This is a genomic window from Lactobacillus sp. ESL0684, assembly GCF_029392675.1.
Classification (GTDB): domain Bacteria; phylum Bacillota; class Bacilli; order Lactobacillales; family Lactobacillaceae; genus Lactobacillus.
This window is the reverse complement of the sequence record NZ_CP113941.1, coordinates 16,883-32,199: the sequence shown is the minus strand read 5'-3', so window position 1 is coordinate 32,199 and position 15,317 is coordinate 16,883. Positions and strand designations below refer to the sequence as shown.

Sequence of the window (15,317 nt, the reverse complement as noted above, 5' to 3'; positions counted from 1 at the left end):
ACTATTTTTCTTAGGAAAAAAGGGATATAATTGGGCTTATTTATTTTGAAGGAGTGCTTAGAATGCTTACACTATTATTGATCTTGTTTGTTACTTGGCTACTAATGAAATTAGGAATTGGCCTATTTAAAATTTTTGCTTTCTTATTAATTTGTGCAGTTCTCTTTTTCTGCTTTATTCATTTGTTGATACCTATTTTAATAATTATTGCTGCCATCACTATTTTTTGGGCACTCATCCGTTTTTAAAAAGAAACAATTTATATTTACACGCTAGGACTACTTACTTTCTAACGTGTTTTTTGATGGTAAAACCCTCTTTTAGTAAAAAAATTTCAGACTCACAAATCCCATTCTGCCATATAATTGTAATTTACAAGTTAAGCCACCAACTTCATTTCTTATACTTAGCACAAGATATTGTGGTATAGTTTATAGGTAAGCCATATATGATGTATATGTGAAACGTTTATCTTTTTAGGAGTTGCTTTTACATGGAAAACACTAGTATAACTTTAGATCAAGCCTATATTGATCAAGTGAAACAAAACATTAAACCACACTGGGGAGAATTAGGTTGGGTTACTTACAAGCGTACCTACGCTAGATGGTTACCAGACCAGAATCGTTCTGAAAATTGGGACGAAACAGTAAAACGGGTTATCGAAGGAAATATTAATCTTGATCCTCGTTTAAAAAATAACCCTACTACTGAAGTAGTAACTGAATTAACCAATGAAGCCAAACAACTATTCAAACTAGTTTATGGTCTTGCTGCCACACCTTCTGGGCGGAATCTTTGGATTTCGGGTACAGACTATCAAAAGCGTAATGGTGATGCTTTAAATAACTGTTGGTTTATTGCCATTAGACCACAGAAATACGGCAACAGCTCAATTGTACCAAGTTATCTTGACCAAGATCAATTGGCCGTCTCACTCCCCTTCTCTTTCTTATTTGATCAACTAATGAAGGGTGGCGGTGTTGGTTTTTCTGTCGCGGAAGAAAATATCGTCAAAATTCCTCAAGTCGATAATCAAGTTGCCTTAACAATTGTGATTGACCAAAAAAGTCCGTCTTATGATAACTCACTTGAGCATGGCGCGGTTGATTATGCAGATTGGGCACAGGCAAACGCGGATGCTGATAATTATATTTATTATAAATTACCTGATACGCGCGAGGGCTGGGTTTTAGCTAATGCTCGCCTAATCGATATGCATTTTAAACAAACAAATCCAGAAAACAAGACAAAACTAGTACTTGATATTAGTGACATTCGTCCCTATGGCGCAAAGATACATGGATTCGGTGGAACTGCTTCAGGCCCAATGCCATTAATCGACATGCTGCTTGATATTAATCAAATTATCAATGAGCAACACAATCAACGAATGACTTCAGTCGATGCAACTGACATTTGTAATCTAATTGGAAAAGCTGTAGTAGCCGGCAATGTTCGTAGATCTGCAGAATTGGCTCTTGGTTCGAATGATGATCAAGATTTTATTACCATGAAACAAGACAAAGATAAATTATATCATCACCGCTGGGCTTCCAATAATAGTGTCGCCATTGATGCAAACTTTGATAATTACCAACCAATTGCTGATGGCATTAAAGAAAACGGTGAACCAGGTGTAGTTAATCTTGACCTATCACGCAATTACGGTCGAATTATTGATGGCTATCAAAAAAACATTGATGGCGAGGTTGAAGGCACTAACCCATGTGGTGAAATTTCTTTAGCAAATGGTGAACCTTGCAATCTTTTTGAAGTTTTTCCTTATATTGCGGAACAACAAGATTGGGATTTAAACGAAGTTTTTCGCTTAGCAACACGTTACACTAAACGAATCACTTTTAGTAACTATGATTGGGAAATTTCCCGGGAAATAATTTATCAAAATCGCCGAATTGGTGTTTCAATTTCAGGAATTCAAGATTGGCTATTAAATGACCTTGGCCACCGCGTAGTTACAGGCTTTAAGGATGAGTTTGATGAAGAAACTGGAGAACAAATTAAGGCACCAATTTATGATCCTAAAGGAATAGAAATGCTTTCCAATGCCTATCAGGCCGTGATTAATGCCGACAATGAATATAGCAAAGCTTTAAATTGTAATACTTCAATTAAGCATACTACCGTAAAGCCATCTGGGACAGTGGCCAAACTAGCCGGTGCTTCTGAAGGCATGCACTTTCATTATGCTGGCTACTTAATTCAACGAATTCGGTTCCAAGCTTCAGATCCATTGCTAAAAGCACTTGATGCCTGTGGTTATTATTCTGAACCTGATACCTATTCTGAAAATACGATTTGCGTTGAGTTTCCAATGCGTGCCGCTCATGCAGATAGTAAAGACTTTGCATCAGCCGGAACAGTTTCAATTGCTGAACAATTCGCTACTCAAGCTTTTTTGCAAACTTATTGGTCAGACAACGCTGTCAGTTGTACTGTAACTTTTCAAAATGACGAAGCAGATCAGATTACTTCACTATTGAAACAATATCGTCACTGCATTAAATCAACTTCTTTACTACCTTATTATGGTGGTTCCTTGAAGCAAGCACCAAAAGAACCAATTGACAAAACAACTTACGAACAGAAGAAAGCTCAGATAAACGGTAATGTTGCTGAGGTATTTGCCAAGCAAAATGACGATCAGAAAGATCTAGAAATAGTTGATCAAACCGATTGTGAATCAGGAGCTTGTCCAGTTAAATAAAAAATAATACCTTTTAAAATTAGGAGAAAAATCATGAAAAAACAGAAATTAAATATTGTAACTATTATTGCTATGGTGTTTACCTTTACTTTTGCTGGAACTGCTCAACCAACAAACGTTGCAGCCAAAAGCAGTAAAATTACAGTCACCTATACTTTAAAAAAGAATAATAAGAAATTCGCCAAAAAGAAAGTCAAACTGGCCAAAAAAGGTGCTACTGTAATCAAAGGCCTACGTAAAGCTTGGAAAGTTAAAGGTAAGACTTCACCAGGACTTGGTTTCATGGTTACAGGTATCAAAGGCAAAAATCAAAATACCAGTAAAGGCATCTACTGGACCTATAAATTAAATGGAAAATTTGCTAACAAAGGCGTTAGTTCTCAAAAAGTCCACAATAAAGATCGGGTTGTCTTCAACTTGGCTAAATAAGTCAGTCTAACCAAAAATGAAACATCAACAGATCAAACAAATTGCCTTGTTGGCCATTCTAACTGCAATGTGTGTTACCTTGCGTATCTTTAAAATTATCCCGATTCCCAACGTACAGCCTGTGACCGATATTTTAATGCTGGTTACTTTAAACATTGGTTTCGGTTTTGGTTTCACATTAGCTATCCTTACTATGATAATTTCTAATATTTACTTAGGCTTCGGCATTTGGACTATTTCCCAGATTTTAGCCTATGGTGGCTGTATTTTAACCGTCATTTTCTTTGCGAAAATCACTCCATTGAAAAAACATTTCACATTGCAACTAATTCTGGCAACTTTCTTAGGTTGGGAATATGGCTTTTTTGTCGATTTGGGTATGTCAATCTTTGGTGGAATCGCTGCATTTTTAGCTTATTGGGCAAGCAGTCTCACCTTTGACACCTATCATGCAATTGGTAATTTAGTTTTTTACCCTATTTTATATAAACCGATTAACCTGGCTCTTGACCATTACAAACGGAGAATCTGATGACCCTAAAAATTTATACTAAAGTTGGTGACCAAGGTTTCACTAAACAAGTTACTGGCAAAATGGTTCCTAAATATGACCTACAAATTGTAGCAGTTGGCGATATTGACGAACTAGAATCTTATCTTGGTGTAACTGCTGCTAACCTGTCAGACAAATGCAGCAAGTTAAAGCAACCTTTACAAAATCTACAACGGCAACTTTATTTACTTGAAGGCGATATTGTTGTTAAACGACGCTCAGAAATTACTGCAGAGAAAGTTTCCGTTCTAGAAAAGAAAATCGACCAATTAAATACTGAATTACCAGAAATGACAGAATTTATTTTACCTGGTGGTTCAATTACTGCAGCCAATCTACAATATGCCCGTACTATTGCTAGACGTGCTGAACGCTCACTAGTTAAATTAAACATAGAACAACAAGAATTAGCTCCAGAGTGCTTACAATACCTTAATCGTTTATCCGACTATCTCTTTACGCTAGCGCGTTACGCCAACGTTTTAGACGGCGTAACGGATATTAAAAGCAAATATTAACTAAAAAAGCAGCTTCAATCGAAGTTGCTTTTTTCATGCTATTAATCCAAATCCAATGGAATCTTATGTGTCGGTCGAGGATACTCCTTATCAATCAAGTCTAAGTCAGCTTGAGTTAATTCCAAATTGGCCGCAGCCAAATTATCTTGCATATGGCTCACACTGGCAGTCTGCGGAATTGCAATCGTAATATCGTCACGAATCGTCCAAGCTAGCAATACTTGATAAACTGAAACCTGATGCTCTGTAGCAATTTGCTTAATCACAGGATTAGCTAACATATCAGTATGCAAATTGTTGTTAAGTCCGCCAACTGGACTATATGCCAATAATGGTACATCATGTTCTTTTTGCCACGGAATCAAATCAAAATCTAAGCCACGCGCATTCAAGTTATACAGATCTTCATTAGCAGCTAGATGATGTCCTGCTGGCAATGCCTCAACTTCTTCTAAATCTGCCACATCAAAGTTGGAAACGCCCCACGACTTAATCTTGCCAGTTTCACGCAAACGATCCAATTCCGCAATTGTCTCAGCTAACGGTACATTACCGCGCCAATGGTACAAATATAGATCAAGATAATCTGTCTGCAAACGCTCAAGACTAGCATCTAAATGCTGTTCCATGTCTTTCTTAGTTGCATTTTTAGGTAAAACTTTTGAGACTAAGAACAAGTCTTTACGCCGATATGGCTTGATAGCTTGACCAACTAAACATTCAGAATCGCCAGAACCATAGGTTTCTGCGGTATCAATTAACTTGGCTCCAGCATCAATTCCCGCTTGGATAGCAGTTAATTCCTGTTGCTTTTTAGAATCATCGCTACCCATGTGCCAAGTACCAATCCCAATCGCTGGTACCTCTTGATTATTAATTTTCACTTGCTTCATTTGTATTTTCCTCTCTACAATAAATAGTTTATTGCCACCATAATTTGATCAAACCTTGCGTTCCCAAGTCACCTAACTGCTGCTTATCAACCATAGTTTCATACAACTTTTCGGCTTGCTTAGTAGCAGGTAAATCTAGCTTCATTTCTTTTGCCGTATCTAGCGCAATGCGTAAGTCTTTTAAAAAGTGTTTACTAAAAAACCCTGGAGAATAATCGTTCTTCAAAATTCGCGGTCCATAATTAGTTAAACTCCAATTAGCAGCACTGCCTGCCCCTACGGTTTCAAGAACTTTTGACAAATCCAGTCCCGCCTGTTGCGCATAAACTAGCATTTCAGTTAGACCCGTCATAGTGCCAGCAATCATAATTTGGTTCGCCATCTTAGTATTTTGTCCACTACCTGCTGGACCAAAGTATTGGACTTGTTTACCAAAATCACCAAAGACTGCCTTAAGTTTATTAAAGCCAGCTTGGTCACCGCCAACCATAATCGTTAATGTCCCATTTTTGGCACCTAAATCGCCGCCAGAAACTGGTGCATCTAGGACCTTGGCACCCAATTTTTCACCAGTAGCATAAATTTTTTGTGCTAATTGCGGTTTAGAGGTAGTCAAATCAACTAGATACTTTCCTTTAACTGCGACTTTAAAAATACCATGTTCGCCAAAATAGACATCTTCGACATCGCTAGGAAAACCCACCATCGTAAAAATTACATCGGCTTGCTCGGCCACTTTTTGCGGATTAGCACACCATTTAGCACCGCGATCCATTAAGTTTTCTGCCTTAGACTTAGTCCTATTATAGACCCATAACTCATGACCAGATTGCAACAAATTCAGGCAAATTGCATTGCCCATTACTCCTGTACCTATAAAACCAATTTTCATCAAATCATCTCCCTTAAACTAAATTTGTTAATACTACTAATTTAATCATAGCACGATTAGTAGTTATTTGAAAAAGCGTTCCCTTAATTGAAGCATATGCCTTATTCTTTATAATACAAAAAAGCAATTATCATTAGCTCAAGATGAGATGATAATTGTTTTTTTAGTTAAATACTTGTTGCAAAAGATTGTCCGCTATCAAGAATCTTAGCTTTAACAGCTGGGCTACTCTTCTTGCCTGCCTGTGTTTGGCGGATGGTAAAGGATCCAGTCTTAGCTTTAAGTTCATCAGCGGAGAATACTACCGTTGTCTTTTCCGTATCAGCGCTAACAGAACGGACTTTTTGCTTGTGATAGTAAAAATTAAGTCCACATCCCTTGCTAGTAGCTACTTCATAAGTCATAGCCGCTTGCGTGCGGTTACTATTACTAATCCACGGTTTCGGAGCAGCATAATCTTGGCTAGTAATCGTTACTTTATTAGTTGCCTTCTTACCTGCTTTATTTAAACCTAGCAAAGTAAAGTTTTTGTAACCTGTAAATTTGGCATTAGCAACAAACTTGTTAGATTTCTTAACCTTAACTGTCTGCACTAATTTATTATTATAAAAAACTTTTACCTTTTTGATTCCTTTAGCAGCCGTGCCCGTAAAACCCGCTTGCTTTTTACTGCTATCGTAAGTAACTTTAACGTGTTTTAAATTTTGGGATACTTTTGCATGAGTCTTAGCAGTTGTAGAAGTGTTAAGTGCCGCACTAACTGGACTTGCTTGCACACTGCCTATCCCAATCACCAAGACACTAATTATTGCTAAAATACTTTTATTGATTTTCATAATCCTAGCCCTCCCTTAACTAAATTATGGGACTAATTAAGTTAAGAATACTAGCATCTTCTACATCTTGCAAGCGTTTTTATTGATAAACAAACTAGCTATCCTTTCTACCAATTAAATTTATTAGACAGAATATTAAGCCACTTACCGCTAACATAACTAATATTACCTGAACCGATTTATAACCAGCAGTTGTTCCGATTATCAAATTACTATTTTGGGTCTGCATCAGTCCCATAACTGAAGCTGCCATTGCTGTACCAATCGCACCAGAAAACGGTTGAGCTGTCATATAAAGAGCATTGCCATCATTTTTTTCACTTTCAGTTAGCTGGGACAAGCTAAGTGTCATAATATTGCCATAGCTTAGTCCCAAGCCAATCATAAATATTATGTAAGTAGCTACCACACTCAATACCGAAAGTTGGTTAATTGCTGCCCCTAATAGTGCAACGATGATGATGCCAAGTCCTAAAATTATGGGTAATTTGTGGCTTATTTTATCATAAATCTGCCCAGCTAAAATTGACATGAGTGCATCAATCACGGCAGCTGGTAAAATTAGCAATCCTGTAATATCAGAAGTTTGTTTGAGAGCTAATTGCAATGTATTCGGCATTAGATATGACATACTTAGCGATATTAGCTGTAATAAAAAGAATGTCAGTAAAAATAAAACGAATTGCTTATTCTTAAATAAAGTTATATCAACTACACCTGATGAATTCCCCCGTTCCACCTTTACAAATAGAACACAACTAATGACTACCAATACGAGCAATATCAAGGCTTCATTGATATTGGCACCTGAGGACAAATTGATAATTAGTAACAATGATGACACTAACAAGACAACTAACAATGCACCTCCCTGATAATCAAAGGGTACTCGCTGCAATGCTTGTTCTTGGCTAATACTTATTTCACCTAAAATCCAGGCAACCGCAATTATCGGAACTATCAACCAAAATAAATAGTTCCAAGTAAAGTTTTTCAAAATCAAGCCACCATAAACAGGTCCAACTGCTGGCGCAAAGGCAATCACTAAATTGCCTAAGCCCATAAAAGTCCCCATTTTAGTCGCTGGTGCTTGCTCCAAAATCAGCGAAAACATTAGCGGCAAGCAAATTCCGTCTGCTACTCCCTGTAAAAGTCGTCCGCATAATAAAATAGAAAAATTATTGCTAGTAGCAGCGCAAAGTGTCCCTATTAAAAACGTCGCTGCTGCTACCCGAAATAAAATAAGTGCCCTGAATCTTTTTCTTAAAAACGAGCCGAACGGAATAATTAACGTCGAAACAATCATATAGCCACTGGTAAGCCACTGAACTGTTACTGCAGAAATATTGAATTCTTGCATTAAACTTGGAAAAGCAATGTTAAGTGCAGTTTCAATCACAATCCCTAAAAAACTTAATAAACCTATCCCGAAAATTGAAACAATTAATCTAGTATTTTTAGTCAAAATGCATCCCCCAATTACTGCTGAAAATAAAATTATCTTAATAAATTGCCATACTATTATTTCCATATATGGTGCCTAGGTACAGATTATACCTCAAGATATTGAATCAATTAATCAACATCTTGTATTTTTGCTGGTCATCTCTTAAACATCCAAGACTTGCTTTGACTAACACAAATTTTATAAACAAAAAAGCAGCCTAGAAATTCTAGACTACTTTACAAAATTTTTACTCAGCTAACCACTCTTGGGGATGCACTTTCTTAATTCTGCTAATTTGATATTAATTTATCACTTAAATGAACTATCAGATCTTGCTTAATAGGTAAGCCCAACAGCAGAATAAATTTGTCCACTATCCAATGCGACTACAGCACCCAATCCTATCGTCTTTTGATTAGGATTTAATAAAATATCGCGATGTCCCCAATTTGAATCAGCATCATTATAAATATATTCATAAATCATATTTTGAGCGACATCAGCTGAAGACCCACCATCCGGAGCAGGAATTAATTCATTAGTATCATGGTCAGTAACCCAACCCCAAGGATACATTGCTAAACATTCGCCAATACTATAATAGCTTATTCCGGCATTTTTATAATAGTCTTCAAGAATAAAGCTACCATTTTTATCAGTATGACTAAAATTATTTGGTAGTAATTGCGATCTCTTCTGAACTACATCATCATGCTCAGGATCTTCTGTAACAGTGGTTAATCCACGTTTTGAACGTTCATTATTTAGTGCTGTTACAAATGCCTTTCTGAAATCACTAAGTGAAAAATCAGCGATAGAAGTTGCGCTTGACCCACCAGTACTGCCAGCAGAATTGCCGCCAATATTATTAGCAGAATTATTGATACTATTCCCTGAATCATTACTATTAACAGTTCCGTTTTCACTTGTCCCACTGGCTTCATTTGCAGAAATATTGCTATCAGTTTTATCTGGTTGACTCACTGATGAAGAATTATTTACATTGTTATCTATGCTGTCTACCGGATTAGGAACTGGCTCGGGTTGACGTACAGTAACATTGGTAGCGGGAATATATTGACCATTACCTAAAGAATAATACTTTTTACCCTTAATGTTTTTAGTGCCATAAACATTAATCGTTTTGCCTTTTTTCAAGACTTTCTTGCCATTACGCTTACCCTTTTTAGTATATAAGTAAGATTTTTTAACCACCGTTAACTTTTGAGATAATTTTACTTTATTTTTCGGTACATAATATCCATTACCTAAAGAATAGTACGTTTTATCTTTAATTACCTTAGTTCCATATATTTTAACAGTCTTGTTTTTCTTAAGAATTTTCTTATTAGCACGTTTGCCTTTGCTATTATAAACATAACTTTTTTTCTTAATTTTGCCTGTTTTAGCAGTACCAGTATCTTCGTGTACTGCTGTTTGTATAGTTGCCGCATTAGACACATCAGTCTGACCAAGTAACATATTTAAACCACTAAAAACACTGCCTAATGCAATAATTACAACAAGCACATTTCGTCTAATTTTTTTATTTTTTAAACCCACAAAATATCTCCTAACTATAAATTAATAAGTACTAAATTAATCATAACTGTTCTTTTCAAAAAAGCAATATGCGCTCAAGTTCTGCAAACAAGAAAAAAGCCTATTATCAAATAATTCATAGAACCTTGATAATAGACTTCTTTTTAAGTGAGAAATATTCTTACTTAAATATCCATTTTGATTACAACTTTACCATGAGTATGATATTTAACTATGTATTGAATTGCAGCAACTGTATCATTTACTGAATATATCTTGTCAATATAAGGTTTTACTTGGCCTGTATCGGATAACTGCTTAATAGTCGATAAAGCATTTTCCTGTTTAACACTTTCTGCAAAAGAAGCTCCAGTAAATTTCTTACTACTTCCTATAGATGAAATGCCACCAAACATACCGCCCATTATTCCCTGTTTAATACCACCAACCGACACATATATACCATTAGGTTTTAATAATTTTCGATACACATGAAGAGGATTATAGCCATTTATACCAAGTATGACGTCAAACTTATCGTTGCACTTAGTAAAATTTGCTTTTTTATAATCAATCGTTTGAGAGCAACCTAGTTTTTGTGCAATTTCTACATTTCTGGTACTACACACTCCCGTAATAATTCCGCCAGATGCTTTTGAAATTTGAATTGCATACTGTCCAACTCCGCCAGACGAACCATAAATTAAAACTTTTTTTCCTGGTTCAACTTTCCCTTTTCGCACCGCTCCTAAAGCTGTAATAGCAGATATCGGAAGAGCCGACGACGCTTCGAATGTTAAAGATTCGGGCTTTTGATAAACTAAATCATCAGAGCAAATTGCAAATTCTGCAAGACCACCATTGGGAAAAGATCCTAATGTAACACCAAAAACTTCATCACCTATTTTTACATTTTTAACTTGTTTGCCAATACTTTCAACAACACCCGCAATTTCTCCACCGATTGGTTTACCAGGGGCTTGCTGTACTTTATCAATCATTTTAGCAAAAAATGACATTTTACCGTTACTTTTAGTAGTAGTAAATCTAGTATAATCATTTACATTTAGAGAACATGCTTTTACTTTAACCAATACCTGATGATCTTCGGGAACTGGTTTAGCAATATCTTGTATTTTTAAAACTGCTTCTGGATTAGTGCCTTGTTTAGTATAAATTACTGCTTTCATTAAAAATTCCTCTAAAATTAGTTGTCACATTTGTGTCTTTATATAATGTATAATAATATTAAATAATTACTTATACAACACAATTATATTAAGTGCTACAAAGGAGTATGCTCTGTGACAGATAGAAAAACTAGAACTAAACAGATTAGAGTATCTAAAAATTTATTGGTTAATGCTCTATTAGCTTTAATGTCAAAGCAACCATTTAATACCATTACCATTTCTGAACTGACACAAGTAGCAGGAGTTTCTCGGAGAACTTTTTATCGTCATTTTAAAAAAATAGAGGATATTTTAACCTATTATCTTGAAGATTTATTGAATTTATTAATCGAAAAATTAATGAAGCAAGAAAAATTTGACTTACAAAGTATAGTTATCCAATTTTTTGAATTTTGGAAACAATATACAGATTTCTTAGTTATATTAGATAAAAACAATTTATTCTACTTAATCTTTGGTAACTTTTTTCCTAAAGCACCAATAGAACATGGCGATTATCAAAACATTGAAGAAGAAAGCTATGCCTACTATTTTATTATTGGTGGTTTATGTAACTTACTTTTAAAATGGATTAGAGATGGTGCAAAATTAAAGCCAACAGATATAGAGAAGATTGTCGAAACAATGCTCACTCAGTTCAAATAATCAAATTATGACCAAAAAAGCAGGCCTAATGCCTGCTTTTTAAAAATATATAAGTCTCAATACTGGTATTCCATTAACTAAGAAACTATTTTGGAGCGTTATTCTTGCTATAATCCGCAAAGAATTTAACACTCTCTGGTGCATCATGGTCAAGTGTCAATGACTGCCCCGTATCCAATTGACGAATTTGTTCTAATTCAGCCGAAGTTAATTCAAAATCCCAAATATTTATATTTTGTTGCATACGTTCTTTGTGTGTCGATTTAGGAATAATTATTATGCCATTTTGTGTCAAAAATCTTAAAGCTACTTGTGCTGGCGTCTTATTATACTTTTTACCAATCTCAGTTAAAACTGGATTGGTAAAAATATTGTTCGCACCTTGAGCCAACGGAGCCCAAGCTTCAAGCCTAGTTTGATATTGATCAAGATATGGTCTAATTGCTTGCTCTTGGTAAAAAATATTCGTTTCTAACTGATTAACAGCAGGAGCAATCCGATTAAATTCAGCCAAATCAACTAATCTAGCTGCCGACCAATTTGAAACACCAATTGCACGAATCTTTTTTTCATCATATAAATCTTCTAATGCACGATACGCGCCATAATAATCATTAAATGGCTGATGTAATAAAACCAAATCAAGATAATCAGTTTGCAACTTTTGCAAGGATAACTCAATTGACTTTTTGGTTAGTTCATAGCCATAGTCATCAATCCAAACTTTTGTAGTCAAAAAAATCTCTTCACGAGAAACTGGACTTTCAGCAATTGCTGCTCCAACTGCTTCTTCATTATAATAAGCTTGTGCAGTATCAATTGAACGATATCCCACATCTAAAGCATCCTTAACAGCTTGCTTACATTCACTTAAATCATCAATTTGATATACACCAAAACCTTCTTGTGGCATTTCAACCCCATTATTTAATGTAATCATTGGTATCTTACTTGTCATCACTTTACCTCTATTCATTTTTAGTATAAATTTATTATATTCGCTTAGAGTTACTCTAAGGCAAGCAAAAACTGTAAAAAATAAATGAAAGAAGTTAAATATATGAAACTAACTGTTAAACAAGCAGCCGAAAAGTTAAATATGAGTGAACACACAATCAGATTTTATACAAATAAGGGACTAGTTCCTGCAGTCGAACGCGATCAAAATAATCATCGTTTGTTTAATCAAGAAGCACTTAATTGGCTTGAAGGAGATAATTATTTGCGAAAAACTGGCATGTCATTAACAGAAGTTAAGCACTATGTTGACCTCTGCATTACTGGTGAAAAGACCATTCCTGAGCGCTATCAAATAATTAAAGCCCAAATGGCTAAGACTCAACAGCAATTAGCTGATATTCAAAAACAAATTGCTTTTTTAAAACATAAAGAGGAAATTTATCAAACAGCTTTAACAAATACTGCCAAAGATTATTTAAACCCAAAAACCTGGAACAGAGAATAATCAAAACCCTATTAGCCAGAATAGGCAAATACTTGTCAATAAAGGTTTTATGTTCATACTATTTCTTTGCTAATTTTGATAAAGCACTGCCACAGCCTGTTTATAATGATTATCTAACAGCTCCTTATCCTTATCAACACGGCGTGTAGTTGAATAATTAGCCATAATATCATCGCCCGTATTTTCACAGTGTGCTAAGCCTATCGCGTGACCTAATTCATGTGCCGTTACTGTCATAAAAGCAGATTGATAATCAAGTTTCGGTTCCCAAGTTAACCAATGTCTAATTCTGGCTGGCAGAATGGTAACATGATTTTGCACGTCTTCATCTAATCCTTTATGTTGATTCTTTTTAAATGGCTTAAAAGAAGTTAACCCAACCGCATTTTTTCCAATACCATCATGTTGCTGAATATAGTTGTCATCGTTACTATTTTCAACAGTAAAAATGATGTTGGCACTGTCCTTATTGCTTGTCGGTACAAATTTTACTAAATTTAAGTTATTAATCTGTTTGATAACTCGCTTTACATAGTTTATGCTGTCTTTGTCAACCTCATCTGTATTGTAAGTAATTGATAACTTGGCCCATCTGTGTCCTTCTAAGTGGTATTTATCAAGAACAGATTTATCAAAACTGCTGATACTTGGTGCGTTGTATGCAGGGTTTGCCTCAGCTTGTTCAAATCCATCATTCGAAGTAATAGTAACTGGCATACTAACAATTTTAGTATTGCTATTACCATCGGGATCGGTAATTGTAACCTTTGCTTCGTAATTAGTCTTACCCACTTTGGAAGTATCAGGTACAGTAACCCAAGTTGCTTTAACCTCATAGCCTTTTTCCGCAGGAAAACAATAATTTAAAAGCTGCTCAACAATTGTTGGATTAGTCCCTAGTTGAAAACTAGGCAGTTGATTAATTGTAAGGTGACTAAACGGATTGTCAGAGTTAGCTTTTTTAGCGGCCTGCACGGTCTGTAAAAAGTTTGAATTTAAATTGGTATTACTAATGAAACTAGTTGCTCCAATACTTACTAATACAGTAGCTGAAATCCTAATTAGTTTTTTGCTATTTTTACTTTTCATGATAGAACCTCTTTCTAAATATTAAGCTGTTGCCATTCTAATCAGAAAACCAATAATTAACACACACTTTGCTGATTAAAATTTTTCACCAGTCCAAGTACCGGTATCTTGTTCTGGCTCAATGGTTGGCTCCGCTTACAACTCTAGCTTTAATTTAGTCAGATTTGAGTCTCTATTCAAATTATTTGCACTTTTTTGTTTGACTAGCAAATCAAAAACAGCTTTACCACACAAAAACCAAATATTAACAACTTTGCATAACTATCAACTAAGAATTAAAAAATAATAAAAAAGTCTATTACCAAGGTATTTATAGAACCTCAATAATAGACTTCTTAAAACTAATTTATAAAATTGTGACTAAGCATGGAGACTTGTTAATTCTTATCTTGTAACAGTAATATTTATAATTACCATTAAATGGTGGAACTCACTCCAGAGCTTTTATCAACTTAAACATAAATAGTAACTATCTGTTAAATTTTCGTCTCATTTCAATAAAAGGATAAACCGAATTATTTGTTTCTTGCTGGTGCTTTTTAACTGGTATAAAGCCCAATCGCTGATAAACCTTTTGTGCACGTACGTTAAATTCGGCAACATCTAAAATAAGCTCTGTTATCGCAAACTTACTTGTTACAAAAGCCAATATTTGTTGCAAAAACTCTTGCCCTTTTCCTTGTCCGGTTAAATTCGGCTTCATCCCCAATCCTAATTCATAGCTACCTTGATTTTCATCCGCTGGTTCAATCACAAAAAAGCCGATTAATTTATCATCAGCAAGTACCTGATAATAACTATTTTGTCGCAATTTTGGAGTAACGATTTCTTCATAATCTTCTGGGTCAGCAGTCATATCATAAAAAGCATACTGCCCATCATAGTGCCATTTATCAGCAATTTCTACTGCATTTTCTTGCGTTAATTGAGTAATTTTATAGGTCATATTATTTAGTCGTCCATTAACCTTTCTTCAATTTTCTTAGTTTATATTTTTCCCAGATTTAAAATTTCAATACCCAGAACCATTACTATCTATTCCAACTTGATCACAAATATTTTTCAACATATCTTTCATGCTTTTTTG

The 15,317-nt window shown here is 35.0% G+C and carries 15 protein-coding genes; 6 read left to right on the top strand and 9 right to left on the bottom strand.

The features are described 5' to 3' along the window. Positions 1 to 493: 493 nt before the first annotated feature. The 4 genes from nrdJ to OZX56_RS00140 are packed head-to-tail and all read left to right on the top strand — an operon-like array spanning position 494 to position 4,228. Complete coding sequence (gene nrdJ, locus OZX56_RS00155) at positions 494 to 2,728, top strand: ribonucleoside-triphosphate reductase, adenosylcobalamin-dependent (RefSeq protein ID WP_277139720.1); 2,235 nt, start codon at positions 494 to 496, stop codon at positions 2,726 to 2,728. Between the two features lie 33 nt (positions 2,729 to 2,761). Beyond that, complete coding sequence (locus OZX56_RS00150; protein ID WP_277139719.1) at positions 2,762 to 3,157, top strand: DUF4430 domain-containing protein; 396 nt, start codon at positions 2,762 to 2,764, stop codon at positions 3,155 to 3,157. Positions 3,158 to 3,173: 16 nt separating this feature from the next. Then, positions 3,174 to 3,689, top strand: a complete 516-nt coding sequence (locus OZX56_RS00145; RefSeq protein ID WP_277139718.1) for an ECF transporter S component — start codon at positions 3,174 to 3,176, stop codon at positions 3,687 to 3,689. After that, a complete protein-coding gene (locus OZX56_RS00140) occupies positions 3,689 to 4,228 on the top strand; it encodes a cob(I)yrinic acid a,c-diamide adenosyltransferase (RefSeq protein WP_277139717.1) in 540 nt (179 codons plus the stop codon). The genes OZX56_RS00145 and OZX56_RS00140 overlap by 1 nt, the downstream gene beginning before the upstream one ends. A gap of 41 nt (positions 4,229 to 4,269) precedes the next feature. Here the strand turns inward: OZX56_RS00140 and OZX56_RS00135 are convergent, their stop codons facing one another. The 6 genes from OZX56_RS00135 to OZX56_RS00110 all read right to left on the bottom strand — a co-directional run bounded on the left by OZX56_RS00135 (position 4,270) and on the right by OZX56_RS00110 (position 11,028). Further along, entirely contained in the window at positions 4,270 to 5,121 is an 852-nt protein-coding gene (locus OZX56_RS00135) for an aldo/keto reductase (RefSeq protein WP_277139716.1), read from the bottom strand. A 28-nt stretch (positions 5,122 to 5,149) separates the two neighbouring features. After that, positions 5,150 to 6,013 (bottom strand): NAD(P)-dependent oxidoreductase, encoded by an 864-nt coding sequence (locus tag OZX56_RS00130; protein WP_277139715.1) that lies wholly within the window; start codon positions 6,011 to 6,013, stop codon positions 5,150 to 5,152. Between the two features lie 167 nt (positions 6,014 to 6,180). After that, positions 6,181 to 6,849: a hypothetical protein gene (locus OZX56_RS00125; protein ID WP_277139714.1), complete on the bottom strand. Its 669-nt coding sequence runs from the start codon at positions 6,847 to 6,849 to the stop codon at positions 6,181 to 6,183. 94 nt (positions 6,850 to 6,943) lie between these two features. Continuing rightward, positions 6,944 to 8,314, bottom strand: coding sequence for a DHA2 family efflux MFS transporter permease subunit (locus OZX56_RS00120; protein ID WP_277139713.1), 1,371 nt, complete (start codon positions 8,312 to 8,314; stop codon positions 6,944 to 6,946). 318 nt (positions 8,315 to 8,632) lie between these two features. Then, the gene (locus OZX56_RS00115; protein WP_277139712.1) at positions 8,633 to 9,859 is read right to left on the bottom strand and encodes an SLAP domain-containing protein; all 1,227 of its coding nucleotides are present in this window, start codon (positions 9,857 to 9,859) and stop codon (positions 8,633 to 8,635) included. A gap of 164 nt (positions 9,860 to 10,023) precedes the next feature. Continuing rightward, positions 10,024 to 11,028 carry an NAD(P)-dependent alcohol dehydrogenase gene (locus OZX56_RS00110; protein ID WP_277139711.1) on the bottom strand — a complete coding sequence of 335 codons (1,005 nt, stop codon included), beginning with the start codon at positions 11,026 to 11,028 and terminating at the stop codon, positions 10,024 to 10,026. Positions 11,029 to 11,142: 114 nt separating this feature from the next. On the opposite strand from OZX56_RS00110, the gene OZX56_RS00105 reads away from it, so the two are divergent. Then, the gene (locus OZX56_RS00105) at positions 11,143 to 11,676 is read left to right on the top strand and encodes a TetR/AcrR family transcriptional regulator (RefSeq protein ID WP_277139710.1); all 534 of its coding nucleotides are present in this window, start codon (positions 11,143 to 11,145) and stop codon (positions 11,674 to 11,676) included. Positions 11,677 to 11,761: 85 nt separating this feature from the next. On the opposite strand, the gene OZX56_RS00100 is transcribed toward OZX56_RS00105, so the two are convergent. After that, positions 11,762 to 12,622 carry an aldo/keto reductase gene (locus OZX56_RS00100; protein WP_277140377.1) on the bottom strand — a complete coding sequence of 287 codons (861 nt, stop codon included), beginning with the start codon at positions 12,620 to 12,622 and terminating at the stop codon, positions 11,762 to 11,764. A gap of 96 nt (positions 12,623 to 12,718) precedes the next feature. On the opposite strand from OZX56_RS00100, the gene OZX56_RS00095 reads away from it, so the two are divergent. Further along, a complete protein-coding gene (locus OZX56_RS00095) occupies positions 12,719 to 13,141 on the top strand; it encodes a MerR family transcriptional regulator (protein ID WP_277139709.1) in 423 nt (140 codons plus the stop codon). A 69-nt stretch (positions 13,142 to 13,210) separates the two neighbouring features. On the opposite strand, the gene OZX56_RS00090 is transcribed toward OZX56_RS00095, so the two are convergent. Together OZX56_RS00090 and OZX56_RS00085 are read right to left on the bottom strand one after the other, a co-directional pair. Further along, complete coding sequence (locus OZX56_RS00090) at positions 13,211 to 14,230, bottom strand: matrixin family metalloprotease (protein ID WP_277139708.1); 1,020 nt, start codon at positions 14,228 to 14,230, stop codon at positions 13,211 to 13,213. A gap of 469 nt (positions 14,231 to 14,699) precedes the next feature. Next, complete coding sequence (locus OZX56_RS00085) at positions 14,700 to 15,176, bottom strand: GNAT family N-acetyltransferase (protein WP_277139707.1); 477 nt, start codon at positions 15,174 to 15,176, stop codon at positions 14,700 to 14,702. Between the last annotated feature and the right edge of the window lie 141 nt (positions 15,177 to 15,317).